The sequence below is a fragment of the Pseudoflavitalea sp. G-6-1-2 genome (assembly GCF_012927185.1).
Lineage (GTDB): Bacteria > Bacteroidota > Bacteroidia > Chitinophagales > Chitinophagaceae > Pseudobacter.
This window is the reverse complement of record NZ_JABBGB010000003.1, coordinates 1,502,630-1,518,278: the sequence shown is the minus strand read 5'-3', so window position 1 is coordinate 1,518,278 and position 15,649 is coordinate 1,502,630. Positions and strand designations below refer to the sequence as shown.

Below are 15,649 nucleotides of genomic sequence, written 5' to 3'. Positions count from 1 at the left end.
TGTCAGTTAACCATGAATTACACTATAGCCGGATGATTCTTCATCCGGCTTTTTTCGTCTATCTTGAGCCGAATTGTTTCAACTGCCATGCAAGAAAAGATTGCAGTATCCAGACTGAAAGCCATCATTGGCGGCACTATCGGCAACCTCGTGGAGTGGTACGACTGGTATGCTTATTCCGCATTCTCACTGTATTTCTCCGGAGCATTTTTCCCGGAAGGAAACCCAACGGCACAACTGCTCAATACAGCCGGCATATTTGCATTGGGCTTTCTGATGCGCCCCATCGGAGGATGGCTCTTCGGCATGCTCGCCGATCGCAAAGGCCGTAAAATATCCATGACGTACAGCGTACTGCTGATGAGCTTCGGATCGCTGATGATTGCCTTCACTCCTACCTACAACAGCATCGGCATTGCCGCGTCGGTGATACTGCTGCTTGCCCGCCTGTTGCAGGGCCTCAGCGTTGGCGGAGAATACGGCGTATCTGCTACTTATCTGAGTGAGATGGCCACAGAACAGCGGCGGGGCTTCTATTCCAGCTTTCAATATGTAACATTGATTGGCGGACAACTGATTGCATTAGGCATTCAGATCATCCTACAAAAATTCCTGCTCACAGATAAACAATTGCACGAATGGGGCTGGCGAATTCCATTTGTTATCGGTGCCATACTTTCTGTGGTAGCGCTCTATCTGCGAAGCAACCTCCATGAAACACCGAGTTTCGAGCAGCAACAAAAAAGTGGAAAAAAGAAAGGGTCTATTGGTGAGTTGATGAAACATCCGAAAGCAGTACTCACGGTTGTAGGGCTCACGCTGGGCGGAACCTTAGCGTTCTACACTTACACTACTTACATGCAGAAATTCCTGGTGAATACGGTGCATCTTTCCAAGGAAGAATCAACAATGATCAGTTTTATTACACTGCTGCTCTTCGCCATACTGCAACCTATTTTCGGAGGATGGAGTGATAAGATCGGGCGCAAGCCGCTGCTGATCGGATTCGGCGTGGCTGGTGTGCTTTTTACAGTTCCGTTGTTGCAGGCACTGAGTCAGACGAGTTCGATTTATTCGGCATTCTTTCTCGTCATGGCCGCGTTGCTGATTGTAAGCGGATATACGAGTATCAATGCAGTGGTGAAAGCGGAGCTATTCCCTGCTGAGGTGCGTGCGCTTGGTGTGGGGCTTCCCTATGCGCTTACAGTGGCCATCTTCGGAGGAAGCGCAGAGTACATGGCGCTTTGGCTGAAGAAGATCGGACATGAGGAATATTTCTACTGGTATATCACAGCTTGTATTGGAGTGTCGCTGGCAGTGTATTTGTTGATGCGGGATACGAAGAAGACTTCATTGCTGAATAACGAAAAAATATCCTGATTTTCAGGGATTGTCCGGCTTTACATTCCCCAATAACTTTACTCAAGTTTTTTAAGTAGTCTCATGAATACAGGCGCCTGTTTCCAGGCGCCTTGTTTTTATCAAACATCAGCTCGCAGGATACTACTGCTGCGACTGAAGCCTTTCTTTCACCTCATCGGCGGTATTATCATTGTATTTCCGCTTACGGGAGAATGTTTCTTTTCCGAAGCTGTAAGTGAATGCAACCCCAACGCGTCTGGTATCTTGTATAGCCTGCCTTGTATTGTAGATCTGCTTCAACCCCTGCAACTCTTCATCAAAACGATTGGTGCGGAAGATATCATCTACATTCAGTTTCAGCGAACCCTTTCCTTTCATGATCTTTTTCTGAATACCTGCATTCACCCAATATCTCGCCTTGATATTCTTCTGCCAGTTCACATAAGGACTGGTATAAGTTCCGAACAATTCTGCCGTCCAGTTACCGAACCTGAACTGGTTCTGCCATTTGGTTTGCATCGACCACGACTCCAGTCTGAATTTCTCTTCATCCACCTGCCCCTTCATATCGAACCTGCCACCGGCAATCATATAGTTCACCGACCACCATTTCACCGGATTGAAATTGAGTGTGGTCATCAGAACCAGTACCTGCCGTGAAGAAAGATTCTCTGTGCGCGTGATCACCGTATTGCCTTCCACTCTGGTGGCATTGTAAAATCCATCTGTGTTCCGCTCGCCCATCAGTGTAACAGTGAGGAATTGTTTGTAACGATATTTCAATTCCATTCTGTTGCTGAACGATGGATCGAGATATGGATTACCCATCGAATAAGAATACTGATCGATGAAGAACAGAAAAGGATTCAACTGCTGATACCCCGGTCGATTGATCTTTCTTCCATAACTCAGTACCAGTGAGTGATTGCCGGCACTATCTAATTTGTAGGACGTGAATACGGATGGGAAAAGACTGGTGTAATTTCTGGAGAATGCACTTGCTTCCACTTTTGCATTTCCTAACTGTGTGCCTTTGATGTCTGTATTCTCCATGCGCAATCCGAGTTGCAATCCAAATCGCTTCCAGTCTTTTCTTCCGTTCACGTAGGCAGCATGAATGGTTTCCTTGTAAATAAAATGATTAGATCTTCCATGATCAGGTATCATCACACCATCCTCCACATTGAAATATCCGGAGGGATTATCGTTCTTCACATAACTGCTTTTTCCTCCAACGGCGAAACTGGCTTTGTTCTTCAGCGGAAGCGAATAATCTGCACGGGCGGTGTAGATATCGATATCGTTGGGGAGATCGTAATAAAATTCATCGGCGCGTTTCAATGCGCCGGTATTGTTGTAGAGGGCGCTGAGCATATTCTGGTGACCGGTATTTCTGTATTGGATGTAGTTGATGTCGGCAGTCAGTTCTTTTCCCTGTTCGTTGAAGCGATGCTGTATGTTGGCATTGACGCCTAACTGCGTACCTGCACGCCTGTTATCCGTATGTCCTGTTCCCGTTGAATCGGGCAGTTTGCCGGCGCTGAAAATTTCATTGCTGTAATCGGAAATATCTTTTCTGGTATTGCCTCCTCCGTTGAAGATCAGTCCCATGGTGGTTTTGGAGGTGGTCATGTAATCTACGCCTGTACGCCAGGAATAATCGTTATTGCCGGAAGTAGCGTAATTTTTGAATATCGTTGAAGAAGAATTGCCTTTGCTGTTAACGGATCTGTTGTTGATCTCATCGGTGTAATCAGCGTAACGTCCAACGCTGAAGTTGCCGAAGAAATTCAGTTTTCTGTTGAGGTAGTTGAGACTGAGGGCATCGTAGGTTCTGTTTGTTTTGGCGAAGCTGTAACTCAGGTTAAGGTTTCCGGAATAGCCCTGTGTTCTTTTTTTCTTCAGTTTTATATTGATGATGGCTCCGCCATTGGCGTCGTATTTGGCAGGAGGATTGGTGATGAGTTCAATCTTATCGAGCAGACCTCCGGGAAGGGATCGAAGATAGCCTGCCAGATCGCGGCCACTCAGGTAGGTGGGCCTACCATCGATGAGCACCAGTACGCCTGATGCGCCGCTGAGCGTGATCTCGCCATTGGCATCAACCATCACACCCGGACTCCTTTCCAGCACATCGAGCGTATTGCCGGAAGCCGCTCCCACCATGGATTCTACGTTCACGATGGTTTTATCGATATCCTGCTCAATCATTGGTTTCTTTGCCGTGACCACCACTTCTTTCAGGTTGGCTTCTTTCTTTGGTTTCAGTACGATGGCGGGCAGTACCAGTCGGCGTTGTTGCGCATCTATCGAAAGGCTGCTGCTGAACCAGGGCTGCCTGCCTGTGGCCGTTGCTGCAATAATGTATTGTCCTGCGGGCATGCCGGTAAATTCAAACTGACCATTATCCTTTGCAGATTTGCTTTGCACCACCGATGAATCGATGGCGGAAAGCAGGCGAACCGTAGCGCCTGCAACCGGTTCGTTTTGGAGGTCACGTATGCGGCCGCTGATGCTGAAACCCACATCCTGACGGGCTAAACCTAATAAAGGAAATATCGATGCAAGCAGAATGAAGAAAAGGGCTCTCATGTAGAAGTTTATTTGGTTTGATACTTGTACAGCACAAAAATGCCCAGCCTTTGGAGGTGGAAGAAATAATGATGTTGTAATGCCCCGGAACAATGTTGGAAAGCATTTATGGGATGATGAAATGTTTCATCAGCAAACAAGGCAGTTTCATCAGCATCTGCCGCTGGTCTGTCAGCCTGATTTGATTATCTTGGTACCTGAATGCAGTTTTGCAATGAATTAACCGCATCAAATGAGTAAAAAAGCAGAAAGAAAATCGGAGCTCAGCAGAAGTCTGCTGATGATACTGGGCTTTATTGGCGCGGGTTTCATTGTATTTCTGGTTGCCAATATTTTCACCCGTTCCGTTACCGAGCACAGCCACCTGCTGTACGCATTTCTCATTACTGTTTTTGTGATGATGAGCGTTTGGCTGGGCCGAATGATCGGACAGATCTGGTTGGCAAGAACGCCGTTAATCAGCAGAAAAGCTTTTATCTGGCTGGCCGTGATCATTTTCATTTCCATATTCTTTGTACTGATGGCTGCGGCCCTTACTCCCAGAGCCTCTGAACCATTCATCGTGCAGCTTTTCATGGGCATACCCTTGCTGACGCTTAGCATCTCAACCGGCATCGCCATCAAACTGATCAGGGCAAGCATCAAAACGCAGATAACGGATGCAAGAACCGACGCAGCCCAGAGCCAGAGCGAATTGCAGCTGCTGCAAAGTCAGCTCAGCCCTCATTTTCTGTTCAATACACTCAACAATATTTACGGCACCAGCCTCACCAGACATGAGAAAGTACCGCCACTGCTGCTGAAACTTTCCGATCTGCTTCGTTACTCGGTGTACGATGCGCGCGAGCGGTTTGTACCGCTGCAAAGCGAGCTCGAATATATCCGCAACTACCTGGAATTTGAACAACTCAGAATCGGAGAGAAACTGAAACTGACAGTGAGTATCGAAGATCCGGTGGACAGTTCAGTGAAAATTGCACCGTTGCTGCTGATCGTGTTCATAGAGAATGCATTCAAACATGCCAAGAACACCACGGAAGATTCCATTCAGATAGAATTGAAGATCGCGGTCTGGGGCGACCAGGTGCTTTTCTTTGTGAAGAATTCAAACAACCAGGAGTCTTCGCAGAGCGCAATGCTGCAAAGTATTGGTGGGTTCGGACTGGAGAACGTGAGAAGAAGGCTGGCCCTGCTCTACCCTTACCAGTATGAACTGAATATTCAGAACGAACCGGAACATTATTCCGTATTGCTGCAGTTAAAAACAAAATAGATGGCATTGTACAATTGCGTGATAGCAGATGATGAACCCATTGCCCGTGAAATAGTGCAGGGTTACTGCAAACATCTTCCTCAATTGCAGGTGGTGGCCAGCTGCACCAATGCACTCGAAGCCAAGGCCGCGTTGCAGCAATATTCAGTGGATATACTTTTTCTCGATATCAATATGCCGGTGCTCGATGGCATCTCTTTTCTGAAAACGCTTTCCCATCCGCCGCAGGTGATTTTCACAACGGCTTACAAGGAATTTGCGCATTCTGCATTCGATCTCGCAGCCTGCGATTATCTGCTGAAGCCCTTCGGACTGGATCGTTTTATCATTGCTGTAGATAAGGCGATCGCTGCATTGCAACGTGAGCTGCAAACCGCAACACCGGCAGCAGCCGTGGCTGATACGGGCACTGAAGAAGCGTTGTTCATCAGATCGGACAATAAGATTTACCGAATTCCCTGTGCCGATATTTTGTATGCGGAAGCCAATGGCAATTACACCAAAATTGTAACCAGGCAAACAACTTACATGCCCGGCATCACTTTCTCACAATTCGAGCAGCAACTGCCGAAACGGTTATTCGTGAGAGTGCACCGGTCTTTCATCATCAACAAAACTGCCATCTCCCATCTCGAAGGCAACCGCGTTTTTCTGCAACTGATAGAGATTCCTGTAGGAAGCAATTACAAAGACGCTTTTCTGAAAGAACTTGGTTTGTAAGATCTGGGGAGGATTGTTGTCAATCCCTGAAAACTATCCGACATTTGCCGGCCGACAAGCAAGGATATGAGTAAAGGAAAAAAGACATTAACGGAAGAACAGCTGGCAGTGATCAGTTCCTCAGGCAATATTGCCATCAATGCAGTGGCAGGGTCCGGCAAAACCACCACCATCATCGAATATGCTGCTTCCAGACCCGGCAAGCCGTCGATACTTTACCTTGCTTTCAACCGATCAGTGAAAATAGAAGCTATGCGCAAATTCGAAGAACGTGGACTGTCCAACGTTCGCGTGGAAACTGCGCACTCGCTTGCTTTTGATCATATCGTTCGCAGATCGGCCTATAAAGTGCGGCAGAAAGAATACAAAACACATGAGATCGTTGATATGCTTGGCCTCACCGGTCAGGGTGAAAAGCACAACGAATACGTGATTGCCACGCATATCATCCGCTTCATCAGTTATTTCTGCAACAGCGATAAAAAGAAAGTGCAGGAACTGAATTATCTCGATACTGTTACGGATGAAACAGCCAAAACATTTGTAAAGAATCATTATACCAGTATCGAACACGGCGCCAGACAAATGCTGGCAAAAATGGACAAGGCTCAGATAGAGATCACGCACGATTTCTATCTGAAGAAATTTCAGCTTGCCGCGCCACAGCTTCCTTTTCACTATATTCTTTTCGATGAGGCGCAGGATGCGTCTGCTGCCATGCTCGATGTGATACTCAAACAAAGAGCCATCAAACTGATAGTAGGCGATACCCATCAGCAGATCTACGGATGGAGACATGCCGTGAACTCACTCGAAAAAACAGGCTTCGAAACGCTTCAACTCTCCAATAGCTTCCGGTTTCCGCAGGAGATCGCGAGTCTCGCTACAGAGATTCTCGAATGGAAGAATCATTTGCAGGATCATCAGTCTGTCGGCATTACAGGAAAGGGATCAGGACTGAAATCGAAGCTGAAAGCCACCATTGCGCGTACCAATCTTGGTCTGTTGCTCAATGCCATAGAATTTATCACCAATAACAGAAAGATCAGCGGCATCTACTTCGAGGGAAACTTCAACTCTTACACTTATGCTGATGAAGGTGCATCGCTCTACGATGTACTGAACCTGCAGAACAATAAACCGGATCATATCCGCGATAAACTCATCAGCGGCATGCGCAGCATGGAAGAGCTGGAAGAGTACATCGAAAAAACAGAAGATCCGCAACTGGCCATGATGGTGGAGATCGTAAAAGAATATGGCGATGAGATCTACGACCTGCTCCGCAAACTGAAACAACTGCAATTAACCGACGAACATCGTGATAAAGCAGATATGATCTTCTCAACTGTGCATCGTGCCAAAGGAATGGAGTACGATACTGTTCATCTGGTGAATGATTTCATATCGGAGTCGAAGATCAAACGCGCCAAGGGCGAAGCTGCATTCGCAAAACAGCCGCTGGATAAAGGCAAGCTCAACGAAGAAATCAACCTGTTGTACGTGGCGCTTACACGTGCGAAGAATACGCTGCATATACCTGAACCGTTGGTGCCGGAACAGTTTCCGGTTTCGCCGAGGATCATACTTACAGATGTGAAGGAAGAAGCAGCGAAGCCTGTGAAGCCTGCAACACCCGCGCCAGTGAAGAAAGCCATTCGCACATCGGTGGATAAGACCACTTACCTCAATAATCAGAAACGTGATCAGGCGAAGGCTGCTTACAAACCTTGGAGTGCTGAAGAAGATGCAGATCTGATCAACTGGTATGAAGGTGGTAGTTCAGTAGCAGAGATAGCGGAATTGTTCAAACGCACGAAGGGTGCGATAATAGCGAGGTTGAAGCGATTGAGTTTGCTGGAGTAAGAGTTACCGGGCTTTACGATCCGAACTTCAAGCCAAACAACTTATATTTGAAATGATCTGATCAAAAACAATCAGCTGCTTTACCCTATGACTTCTCTGAAATTAAGGACAATTCTTCTGTTCTCTGTATTGATTCTTGTATTCGTCCAATGCAGTTCGCACAAAAAACTGAATAGCCTGCCCTCGCAGAATAGAGCAGAAGGATATGTAACATTTTCATTCAAAATGTATCAGGACATCAACGAAAAAGGCGAACCTATCAATCCAATAGAAAACAAAAATGATCTGGCATCAAGTAAGAGCAGACGGATGTATGTGAACAACCATCAGGTGATCGATATTCTGGAAATGGATCATTTTGATTCGGGGAAATACATAAACTCTGATACACCCGAATGTATCTTCTTAGATTTCGATACACAAAAATCTGCCACTTTCAAGTCATTTTCAGCATCTTCAGAGGTAACAAGTATCAAACCGTTCGATGAACAAACGAGTTTCGTCCGAAACCCTGCATCGGATCTTTTTACTAATGCATCAGATTCTATACTACGCATAGTGGACACAATTATTAATAACCGCCCACTAAAACTTGTTAGAACTAATCACACCAGGGATAGTTTTCAGGTAAAATACTCAAGCTTAGCGCAGGTTTGGGCTGATCCGGCAGTTATCAATTTTCCTTTACAGCTCAGCCATGCATTATCAGATCGGCTTAATAATGCATTTGTCTATAAAATGCACCTTCCGATGTACGACCTGAAGCATATTATGGCGACGACATTGGAGTACGAACCAGTAATACTTCCAGACAGTATCAAGGCTATTTTCGAAAGCTGGTCTAAAAAAGTAAATAGCCAGCAGGAGAAACCGAAAAAGTAATATCACCTACATAATTAAGCATGTTTTGCAAGCTGCCCCAAACTGAAAGGTCCGGGGCAGCTTACTTTTCCGCCATCCTCCTTTACGATAATTTCCATATCTTTAATACGCATCACGTGTAATGTAACACTTAGAGCCAGTTACGCCCGCTCTGATTCCTTCCTCCCCTTCATTCTAAGCTCATACTTCATCACCAAACCACTCGTTTGTGAAGGCAACCAAAGGATGGATCATCAACAAGCCGGTATTCTTTACTGTCTCCGCCATCGTGATCATCGCGCTGGTGATATGCAGACTTTTCAACAACTCCGTTGAAACCGCACTCGGCAAAGTTCAAATCTATATCACTTCCCGCCTCGGATGGATACTCATCATTGCAGTAGACCTGCTGGTGGTTTTCGCCATATTCCTTGTGCAGAGCAGGTTCCGGCATATCAGGCTGGGTGGCCCCGATGCAAAACCAAGATTCAGCAAGGGCGCCTGGTTCTCGATGCTCTTCAGCGCCGGTATGGGAATCGGGTTGCTTTTTTATGGCATTGCAGAACCGCTGCTACATTTCAGGCATCCTCCTCTTCCTAAAGAATCAGACGCAGCGCTTGCGAGGCAGGCCATGAGTTTTACATTTCTGCATTGGGGCGTACATGCATGGGCCATCTACGCGATGGTGGCACTGGGCCTGGCTTATTTCAGCTTCAACAAAAATCTACCCATCACTTTCCGCTGGCTTTTCTACCCTATCTGGAAAAACAAACTGAACGGATGGCTCGGACATAGCATCGATATTCTCGCTGCATTGGCTACTCTCTTCGGATTGGCCACCACACTGGGTTTCGGAGCACGGCAAATGAGCGCAGGCATTCACGAAGTAACCGGCATGGCAGACAGTTCGGCTATGCAATCCATCATAATTGTGGTGGTATCTTTCGTTGCCATTCTCTCCGTTGCAAGCGGGCTCGACAAAGGCGTGAAGATCCTCAGCAAATGGAATGTGATTGTTGCACTGGCATTGATGCTGTTCATTTTTGTATTCGGACCAACTGCTTTCATCATCAAATCTTTCTTTCAGAATATCGGAGGTTACCTCAACGATTTCATCAGCCTCAGCACCTGGAGCGACAGCTTCGGCGATACCGGCTGGCAAAACAGCTGGACCATCTTCTACTGGAGCTGGTGGATAGCATGGTCTCCGTTCGTGGGTATTTTCATTGCAAAGATTTCGCGCGGCCGTACAATTGGTGAATTCATCACTGGTGTGCTGCTGGTTCCTGCACTGCTCACGTTTTTGTGGTTCACTGTTTTCGGAAGCACGGCCCTTCGGCAGTTGCTGCAGGGCAATACAGCCGTGGCCGATGCCGCAGAAAGCAATGTGGCTGTGAGTTTGTTTGCATTTCTGGATAACTTCCCTTTCAGCATCGTATTGTCTGTAGTGAGCATTCTGCTGATTGCGTTCTTCTTTGTAACCAGTTCCGATTCGGGATCATTGGTGGTGGACAGTATCACATCAGGAGGTGAACATCATACGCCTGCCAGTCAGCGCATATACTGGGCCGTGATACAGGGAGCCATTGCTATGGTATTGTTGTGGGGAGGAGGCCTGCAGGCATTGCAGACAGCAACGATAATAACAGGATTACCCTTCGGCATCCTGCTGATAATTATGTGTTATAGTCTATGGAAAGGATTGAACGAAAACCTGCCCGGTTGAGGCAGGTCTTCGATACAAAGAATATTATTGCTGCATGAAAGCTTCCAGTTCACCTTTCTCATCTGCTTCGATGAATTTCTTGTGAGTGGAATTCAGTTTCAGGGCTTTTTTGAATCCACGCATGTAGCTGGCTACTCCTTTCAGTGCATTTTCCTGTACTTTCTTCAGGTCTTTCGATTCTTTCTTATGCTCCATGCTGTATCGGGCCATTGCTGCGAGATACACAGGAAGCACCCAGGTATTCTTGTAAGTGAGTTTTGCAGCTTCGGGCTGAATATCGAATGCATAATCCGGTGTGCCACTGATCCATCTGAGCAGGTAGGCAGAGGCGCGAACTCTTGTTGTATTGCCGTTCTCAGGCAAGGTACCCAGAATATAATTGGCCGCTGCGAGTGCAGCAGATTCAGCTTCTGCATTGTAGTGTGATGGTTGTACCAGCACAATATCCTCCCACTTCGGCAGTTCCTGTGAAAACAGTGTAGAACTACCCATGAGCACAACTAACAGGAAAATGATTCTTTTCATAAAGGTGAATTTCGGCGTCAAGATAGCAACAATTTTGCTGAGCACAAGCCAGTCGACGCCACAGAGCAGTTTATCACGGGAAACCATTAATTTTTCCGTACCAGCCCCCAGGGAGAAAACACCAGATAGATAAGTATAGTGATCAGCAGCAGCAATGCTGCATAGATCTTCCGGTTCTTCCACGGATCGATATTTACGTGGTTATTCAGTTTCAGTTGGTATGGAACAGCCATTGGTTTCCAACGCCCGATCAGCAGCATCAGGCTACAGGTAATGAGAAAGAGTATCGCCAGTATATGCAGAAAATGTAACCCTGTTTCGAAGAACAATTGCGTGACACCATAACATACAATGAAGAATGCCAATCCGAACTTGGCAGCCAGCGGCGGCACTCTTTTGGTGACCATTCCGATCAGCAGGATCGTAAAAACAGGCACACTGAAAAAACCTCCGATCTTCTGCAGATAAGTATAGAAACCTCCGCGCGCGAACATGATGAAAGGTGCGATGAACATTGCCAGCAAACAAACCAGCACTTCAAATCTTTTTGCGACACGCACGCAGGCCGCTTCCGTATTCTGCCAGTTGTTTTTTATCGCTAATGGTTTGTAAATATTGAATACGAAGAGGGTGCTTGAACTGTTCAGTCCTGCATTGAAGGTGGTGAGCGCTGCACCAAAAAGCAATGCTCCCCAGTAACCGCTGTAAACGGGCGGAGACACATCGCCGGTGAGTTTGGAGAACACCATTGCAGGGTTTTCCATGGAGGTGTAGATATGCACTGCAATTACTCCCGGTACATTCAAAAGCAGTGGCAGCAAGAGTTTCCCGAATGCAGCGAGTGCAATTCCTTTTTGAGAACTGGCCAGATCTTTCGAACCCAGCGCTTGTTGCACTATGTATTGTTCAGTTCCCCAGTAGTACAAATTCACCAGCAGCATTCCTGTGAAGATGGTGCTGAATGGTATGGAATCCTTTGCTCCTCCGATGCTGTTGAGGTGTTCGGTTTTGGTGGTAAGAACGGTTTGCAAACCCTGATGCCAATCTCCACTCCCAAGATATTTCAATGCGAAATATGGCAGCAGCAATCCGCCGGTGAACATGGCGAAGCCAAGCAGGGTTTCAGACACGGTGATGGCTTTCAGTCCTCCGAGCAGGGCGTACAAAGCACCGAGTCCCCCCATGATCCAGACCAGCACCCAGAGCGTGATCCAGCTATCGGCTTTAAAATGTTCGGAAATCCCGAACAGTCCATCAAAAGCTATGGCACTGCCATAGAGCACAGACGGTAACAGGCTGATGATGTAGTTGAGGAGGAACATCAGCGACACCACGGTTTTCACCGACTTGTCGTATCGCGCTTCGAGAAAATCGGGGGTGGTGGCGATGCCTGTTTTCAGATATACGGGGATGATGTATTCCGATACCAGCAACATCGCCACAACCGAGCTCACTCCCCAGGCCATTACGCTCATGTTGTTGGTGAAACTAAGTTCGTTCTCGCCGATGAAGGAGGCCGTATTAATATTGGCGAAGAGCAGCCCGCAGCCTACAGATACAAAGCCCAGCTTTCTGTTGGCGAAGAAGAAACCGGACAAAGTATTCAGTTTCTCCTTCCGGGTCATGAACCACGAGAAGAAGGCAACTGCAACCGTAATTACAATGAATGTCAGCAGGGCAAGCCTATCCATTCGCTAAATCTAGCATTTAGAGCGTAAAGTGCAGCGGTTTTTCTCCGTTCCATATTATCGTCTGAGCCGCCTTGCCTTTTTCTTCCACGGTCACACGGTATTTTCCGGAAACCCGCTGCACGGTTATGTTGAATATGGTATTGAATGCATGTATGTTATTGAGCGAAACCTTGTCCCAGTTCTTGGGCAGTTTCGGAGCAAGGGAGAAACTCCTGAAACCTTCAGGATCGAAGCCCAGCAAGCCTTCCACGAGAGCACGGCAATAAAGTCCGCTCTCGGCAGAAAGGTGACGCTGATTGCCTTCCGGCCAGGCCTCTATCGCATAAGGCACATGCGCACCCAGCAATCGCATACCGGAATAATAGCTCAGGTACTTCATGGTAGTGTCGGTGGCCCCTGCCTTGAAGAGTCCGCGGAATGCATAGAGCGTTGAACGGTCCCAGTAAGTTTTGGAACCAGACTCCGTGAGCAATCCATTGGGCGACCATAGTTTCGGAGAAAGCAAGGCCGCCTGCGTCTGATCTTTTCTGTCGTAGATGCCCATCACTAATGGAAGACAGATCCATGAACGCAGTTTATCATTGGCATCATAATATTTGTAAGTATTGAAGCCTTCTACTTTTGCGCCGAAATACTTTTCCATATTTGCGCGCAGCTGTTTCGCCTCATAGTTCAAAGCAGCAGCAGTACCGTGTTTGCCGAGACATTCGGCCAGTTTTGCGCTGTAGATGAAACTGCCATAAGCCAGTGAGTTGGTAGATAAATTGAAGCGGCCCGCAGGGAATCTTCCTTCCAGTTCATCCGACTCTGATTCGATCACACCATCGGCAGATTTTCTTTTCAGCAGGTACTGATTGCACCATTCTATCAAGGGCCAGAGATTTCTGGCTTCGGTTGTATCGGCGAGGGTGAGTGCAAATTGCGCAGCGCCATAACCGATCATTGCCTGATCACCACGATCCCCCGCCCCATTCCAGAAACCAACACCTTCGGCAATGATGGAACTGGGGATTGATTTGAATTCCGGATTTATGTAAGAAGCAAACAAACGATAACTGTTTCGCGCAGATTCAATCCCAGCGCTGTTTCCGAGATAAGCGAAAAAAGGATTTACATATTCTGCCTGATCATTCGCCCAGATGGCTGCGTAGTATTCGCCGCCACCGGGACCATGCATCAGTCCGGCTTTAGTTTCATAAATGCTTTCCGCCGCTCTGATCTTGGCGAAAGAGAACATGCGGTTGATCACGGGATCAGGTGTTTCGAGCACCAGCTTCTGCTGTAACTCATCCACCAAAGCAGTTCGTTTTTGCCATTCCCATGTATCGCTCACATACACAGATTCTTCTGCTTTTTTCTTTGCGCTGATGGTGATCCAGCAATGCAGTTCATTGCCGGGTTGAAGCGTATAGTCGCCACTGTTATATACTTTATGTTCGATCACATATGCCCCGTACACGCCTTTCTTTTCGTCGGTTACATTCACACTGTCGATGGCCGGGATCTTTACAGAAACCGCCACAGTGCTGTTATTTCGGATGGTGTAAGATTCGATGTACGCTGCTTTGTCCGGAGAAGGAAACACATTCCTGCGGAGGCTCAGCCCCTGCTGCAGTTCGCCGGTGGTTTGCAACGCACCTCTGATGGAAAACGAAACGGGTTTCTCTATAGCTTTTGCCCCATCGATGAGAATCTGTTCAGCAAAATTTCCATTAAACTCTCTGATGAGATTTCCTCTGGTATCATTGGGGATGGTGCGCAGCATCGGAAATACCAACTTTCTGCTGATCATCATCTTTCCGTCTTTCACTCCATACTTCAGAATGGCCGACAGCTGCTTTCCACTCATTTCAAAATGATCGGAATGCGACTGGCCCTGCTTCACATTAAATTGAATTCCGCCATCCTTGCTCAGTTGCCAGTATTTCTGCTGGGCGCACAAAGTGCTCCCGGCCAGCAGCAATGCCGGCAGTATCAGTTTCTTCATCAGATGCTTATTTAAGTATTTGGGATATTATGCTATAGTGTTCCCCGCCTTGCCAATGTGGTGGGAATGGTAACTTGTACGATTTCTTTATTAAGAATTGCCTCTGCGGCCATGGTTCCCATCAATGCGAAATCAGCCGAGTAAGTGGTGATGCCTACGAACTCTTTGGCAGGCTCATCGTTATGTGAGAGCAGGCCAATATCCTTACCGGGCTTGAATTTCTTCTGTTTGCATTCTTTCAGTATTTCCCACATCGCAAAGTTGTCGAGCGTGAAATACACTTTATTCTTCTCGAGGGTTCCGGGAACGAATTCTTTTACGATGCTTCCCTTCACCTTATGTGTTTTCAGAAATTTTTTGAATGCCTGCACTATCTCCTTCGGATCGAGTGAATCGGGCGAATGGAAGAACACGAACTCATTGAAGGTTCTGATCTCATCTGCCAGCTCAGTGAATACTTTGTAGGATGATTGCTCAAACTCCTGTGTAATATGACTGAACTCACCTTCCAGCGGCTCGAATCTGTCGAACATCAGCAACTTGTTGCGGGGCACGGCTTCCAACAGGTCCTTTGTTCTGGGATGCGGAATCGGTGCAATCACATACATGCCGAACTGCCCTTTGATCCGTTGCAGAATGGTTTCGAATATGTCGATATTTCCGTGATGGAAAAATACCTGCAGACTGATGCCATTGCCCAGGGTCTGACGGAAATTGCGATAGAACTGCTCCTCGAAGCTGTCGAGGTTGTACATCAGCAGCGCCACTTTCAGCAACTGTTCGGTACTGCTGTTGGCCACGTAGTAGCCCAACCTGTTCTTCGATTCCACTATCCCCCTGCTCACGAGTTCGCGGTAACCCTTCATGATGGTTTCGCGCGAGAATCCCAGCTCACGTATGAGATTGTTCACTGATGGAAGTGTATCATCGGGCAGCAGGATCTGATCATTAATGGTGTTAATGATTCCCTGTACCAACCTGTCGTGCTTCGAATAGGAAGCAACCTGTTCCAACTCTCTTATCTTATCAAATACATTCATAGTGTT

General features: G+C 47.1%; 11 protein-coding genes. 6 read left to right on the top strand and 5 right to left on the bottom strand.

Going from position 1 to position 15,649, the window contains the following annotated elements; translation table 11 throughout:
- Positions 1-87 precede the first annotated feature (87 nt).
- Positions 88-1,380, top strand: a complete 1,293-nt coding sequence (locus HHL16_RS23430; protein WP_169427761.1) for an MFS transporter — start codon at positions 88-90, stop codon at positions 1,378-1,380.
- Between the two features lie 123 nt (positions 1,381-1,503).
- Here the strand turns inward: HHL16_RS23430 and HHL16_RS23425 are convergent, their stop codons facing one another.
- Positions 1,504-3,954 (bottom strand): TonB-dependent receptor, encoded by a 2,451-nt coding sequence (locus HHL16_RS23425; RefSeq protein WP_169427760.1) that lies wholly within the window; start codon positions 3,952-3,954, stop codon positions 1,504-1,506.
- A 232-nt stretch (positions 3,955-4,186) separates the two neighbouring features.
- Here HHL16_RS23425 and HHL16_RS23420 point away from each other — a divergent pair, with 232 nt between their 5' ends.
- The 5 genes from HHL16_RS23420 (at position 4,187) to HHL16_RS23400 (ending at position 10,400) form a co-directional block, all read left to right on the top strand.
- On the top strand, positions 4,187-5,227 hold the full coding sequence (locus tag HHL16_RS23420; RefSeq protein ID WP_169427759.1) for a histidine kinase: 1,041 nt from the start codon (positions 4,187-4,189) through the stop codon (positions 5,225-5,227).
- On the top strand, positions 5,228-5,947 hold the full coding sequence (locus HHL16_RS23415) for a LytTR family DNA-binding domain-containing protein (RefSeq protein WP_169427758.1): 720 nt from the start codon (positions 5,228-5,230) through the stop codon (positions 5,945-5,947).
- 66 nt (positions 5,948-6,013) lie between these two features.
- Positions 6,014-7,813 carry a UvrD-helicase domain-containing protein gene (locus HHL16_RS23410; protein ID WP_169427757.1) on the top strand — a complete coding sequence of 600 codons (1,800 nt, stop codon included), beginning with the start codon at positions 6,014-6,016 and terminating at the stop codon, positions 7,811-7,813.
- 225 nt (positions 7,814-8,038) lie between these two features.
- A complete protein-coding gene (locus HHL16_RS23405) occupies positions 8,039-8,695 on the top strand; it encodes a hypothetical protein (protein ID WP_169427756.1) in 657 nt (218 codons plus the stop codon).
- A 208-nt stretch (positions 8,696-8,903) separates the two neighbouring features.
- On the top strand, positions 8,904-10,400 hold the full coding sequence (locus HHL16_RS23400) for a BCCT family transporter (protein ID WP_169427755.1): 1,497 nt from the start codon (positions 8,904-8,906) through the stop codon (positions 10,398-10,400).
- A 24-nt stretch (positions 10,401-10,424) separates the two neighbouring features.
- Here HHL16_RS23400 and HHL16_RS23395 read toward each other — a convergent pair whose 3' ends face one another.
- From HHL16_RS23395 to HHL16_RS23380, 4 genes are all read right to left on the bottom strand, one after another.
- A complete protein-coding gene (locus HHL16_RS23395; RefSeq protein ID WP_169427754.1) occupies positions 10,425-10,925 on the bottom strand; it encodes a hypothetical protein in 501 nt (166 codons plus the stop codon).
- A gap of 86 nt (positions 10,926-11,011) precedes the next feature.
- A complete protein-coding gene (locus HHL16_RS23390) occupies positions 11,012-12,616 on the bottom strand; it encodes a solute:sodium symporter family transporter (protein WP_169427753.1) in 1,605 nt (534 codons plus the stop codon).
- Between the two features lie 16 nt (positions 12,617-12,632).
- Complete coding sequence (locus HHL16_RS23385; protein ID WP_169427752.1) at positions 12,633-14,603, bottom strand: hypothetical protein; 1,971 nt, start codon at positions 14,601-14,603, stop codon at positions 12,633-12,635.
- Between the two features lie 32 nt (positions 14,604-14,635).
- Entirely contained in the window at positions 14,636-15,643 is a 1,008-nt protein-coding gene (locus HHL16_RS23380; RefSeq protein WP_169427751.1) for a GntR family transcriptional regulator, read from the bottom strand.
- Positions 15,644-15,649 lie beyond the last annotated feature (6 nt).

Bases quoted from the DNA above. Each gene is read 5' to 3' on its own strand.
- HHL16_RS23430 (WP_169427761.1), top strand. From the start codon at position 88: ATGCAAGAAAAGATTGCAGTATCCAGACTGAAAGCCATCATTGGCGGC.
- HHL16_RS23425 (WP_169427760.1), bottom strand. From the start codon at position 3,954: ATGAGAGCCCTTTTCTTCATTCTGCTTGCATCGATATTTCCTTTATTA.
- HHL16_RS23420 (WP_169427759.1), top strand. From the start codon at position 4,187: ATGAGTAAAAAAGCAGAAAGAAAATCGGAGCTCAGCAGAAGTCTGCTG.
- HHL16_RS23415 (WP_169427758.1), top strand. From the start codon at position 5,228: ATGGCATTGTACAATTGCGTGATAGCAGATGATGAACCCATTGCCCGT.
- HHL16_RS23410 (WP_169427757.1), top strand. From the start codon at position 6,014: ATGAGTAAAGGAAAAAAGACATTAACGGAAGAACAGCTGGCAGTGATC.
- HHL16_RS23405 (WP_169427756.1), top strand. From the start codon at position 8,039: ATGTATCAGGACATCAACGAAAAAGGCGAACCTATCAATCCAATAGAA.
- HHL16_RS23395 (WP_169427754.1), bottom strand. From the start codon at position 10,925: ATGAAAAGAATCATTTTCCTGTTAGTTGTGCTCATGGGTAGTTCTACA.
- HHL16_RS23390 (WP_169427753.1), bottom strand. From the start codon at position 12,616: ATGGATAGGCTTGCCCTGCTGACATTCATTGTAATTACGGTTGCAGTT.
- HHL16_RS23385 (WP_169427752.1), bottom strand. From the start codon at position 14,603: ATGAAGAAACTGATACTGCCGGCATTGCTGCTGGCCGGGAGCACTTTG.
- HHL16_RS23380 (WP_169427751.1), bottom strand. From the start codon at position 15,643: ATGAATGTATTTGATAAGATAAGAGAGTTGGAACAGGTTGCTTCCTAT.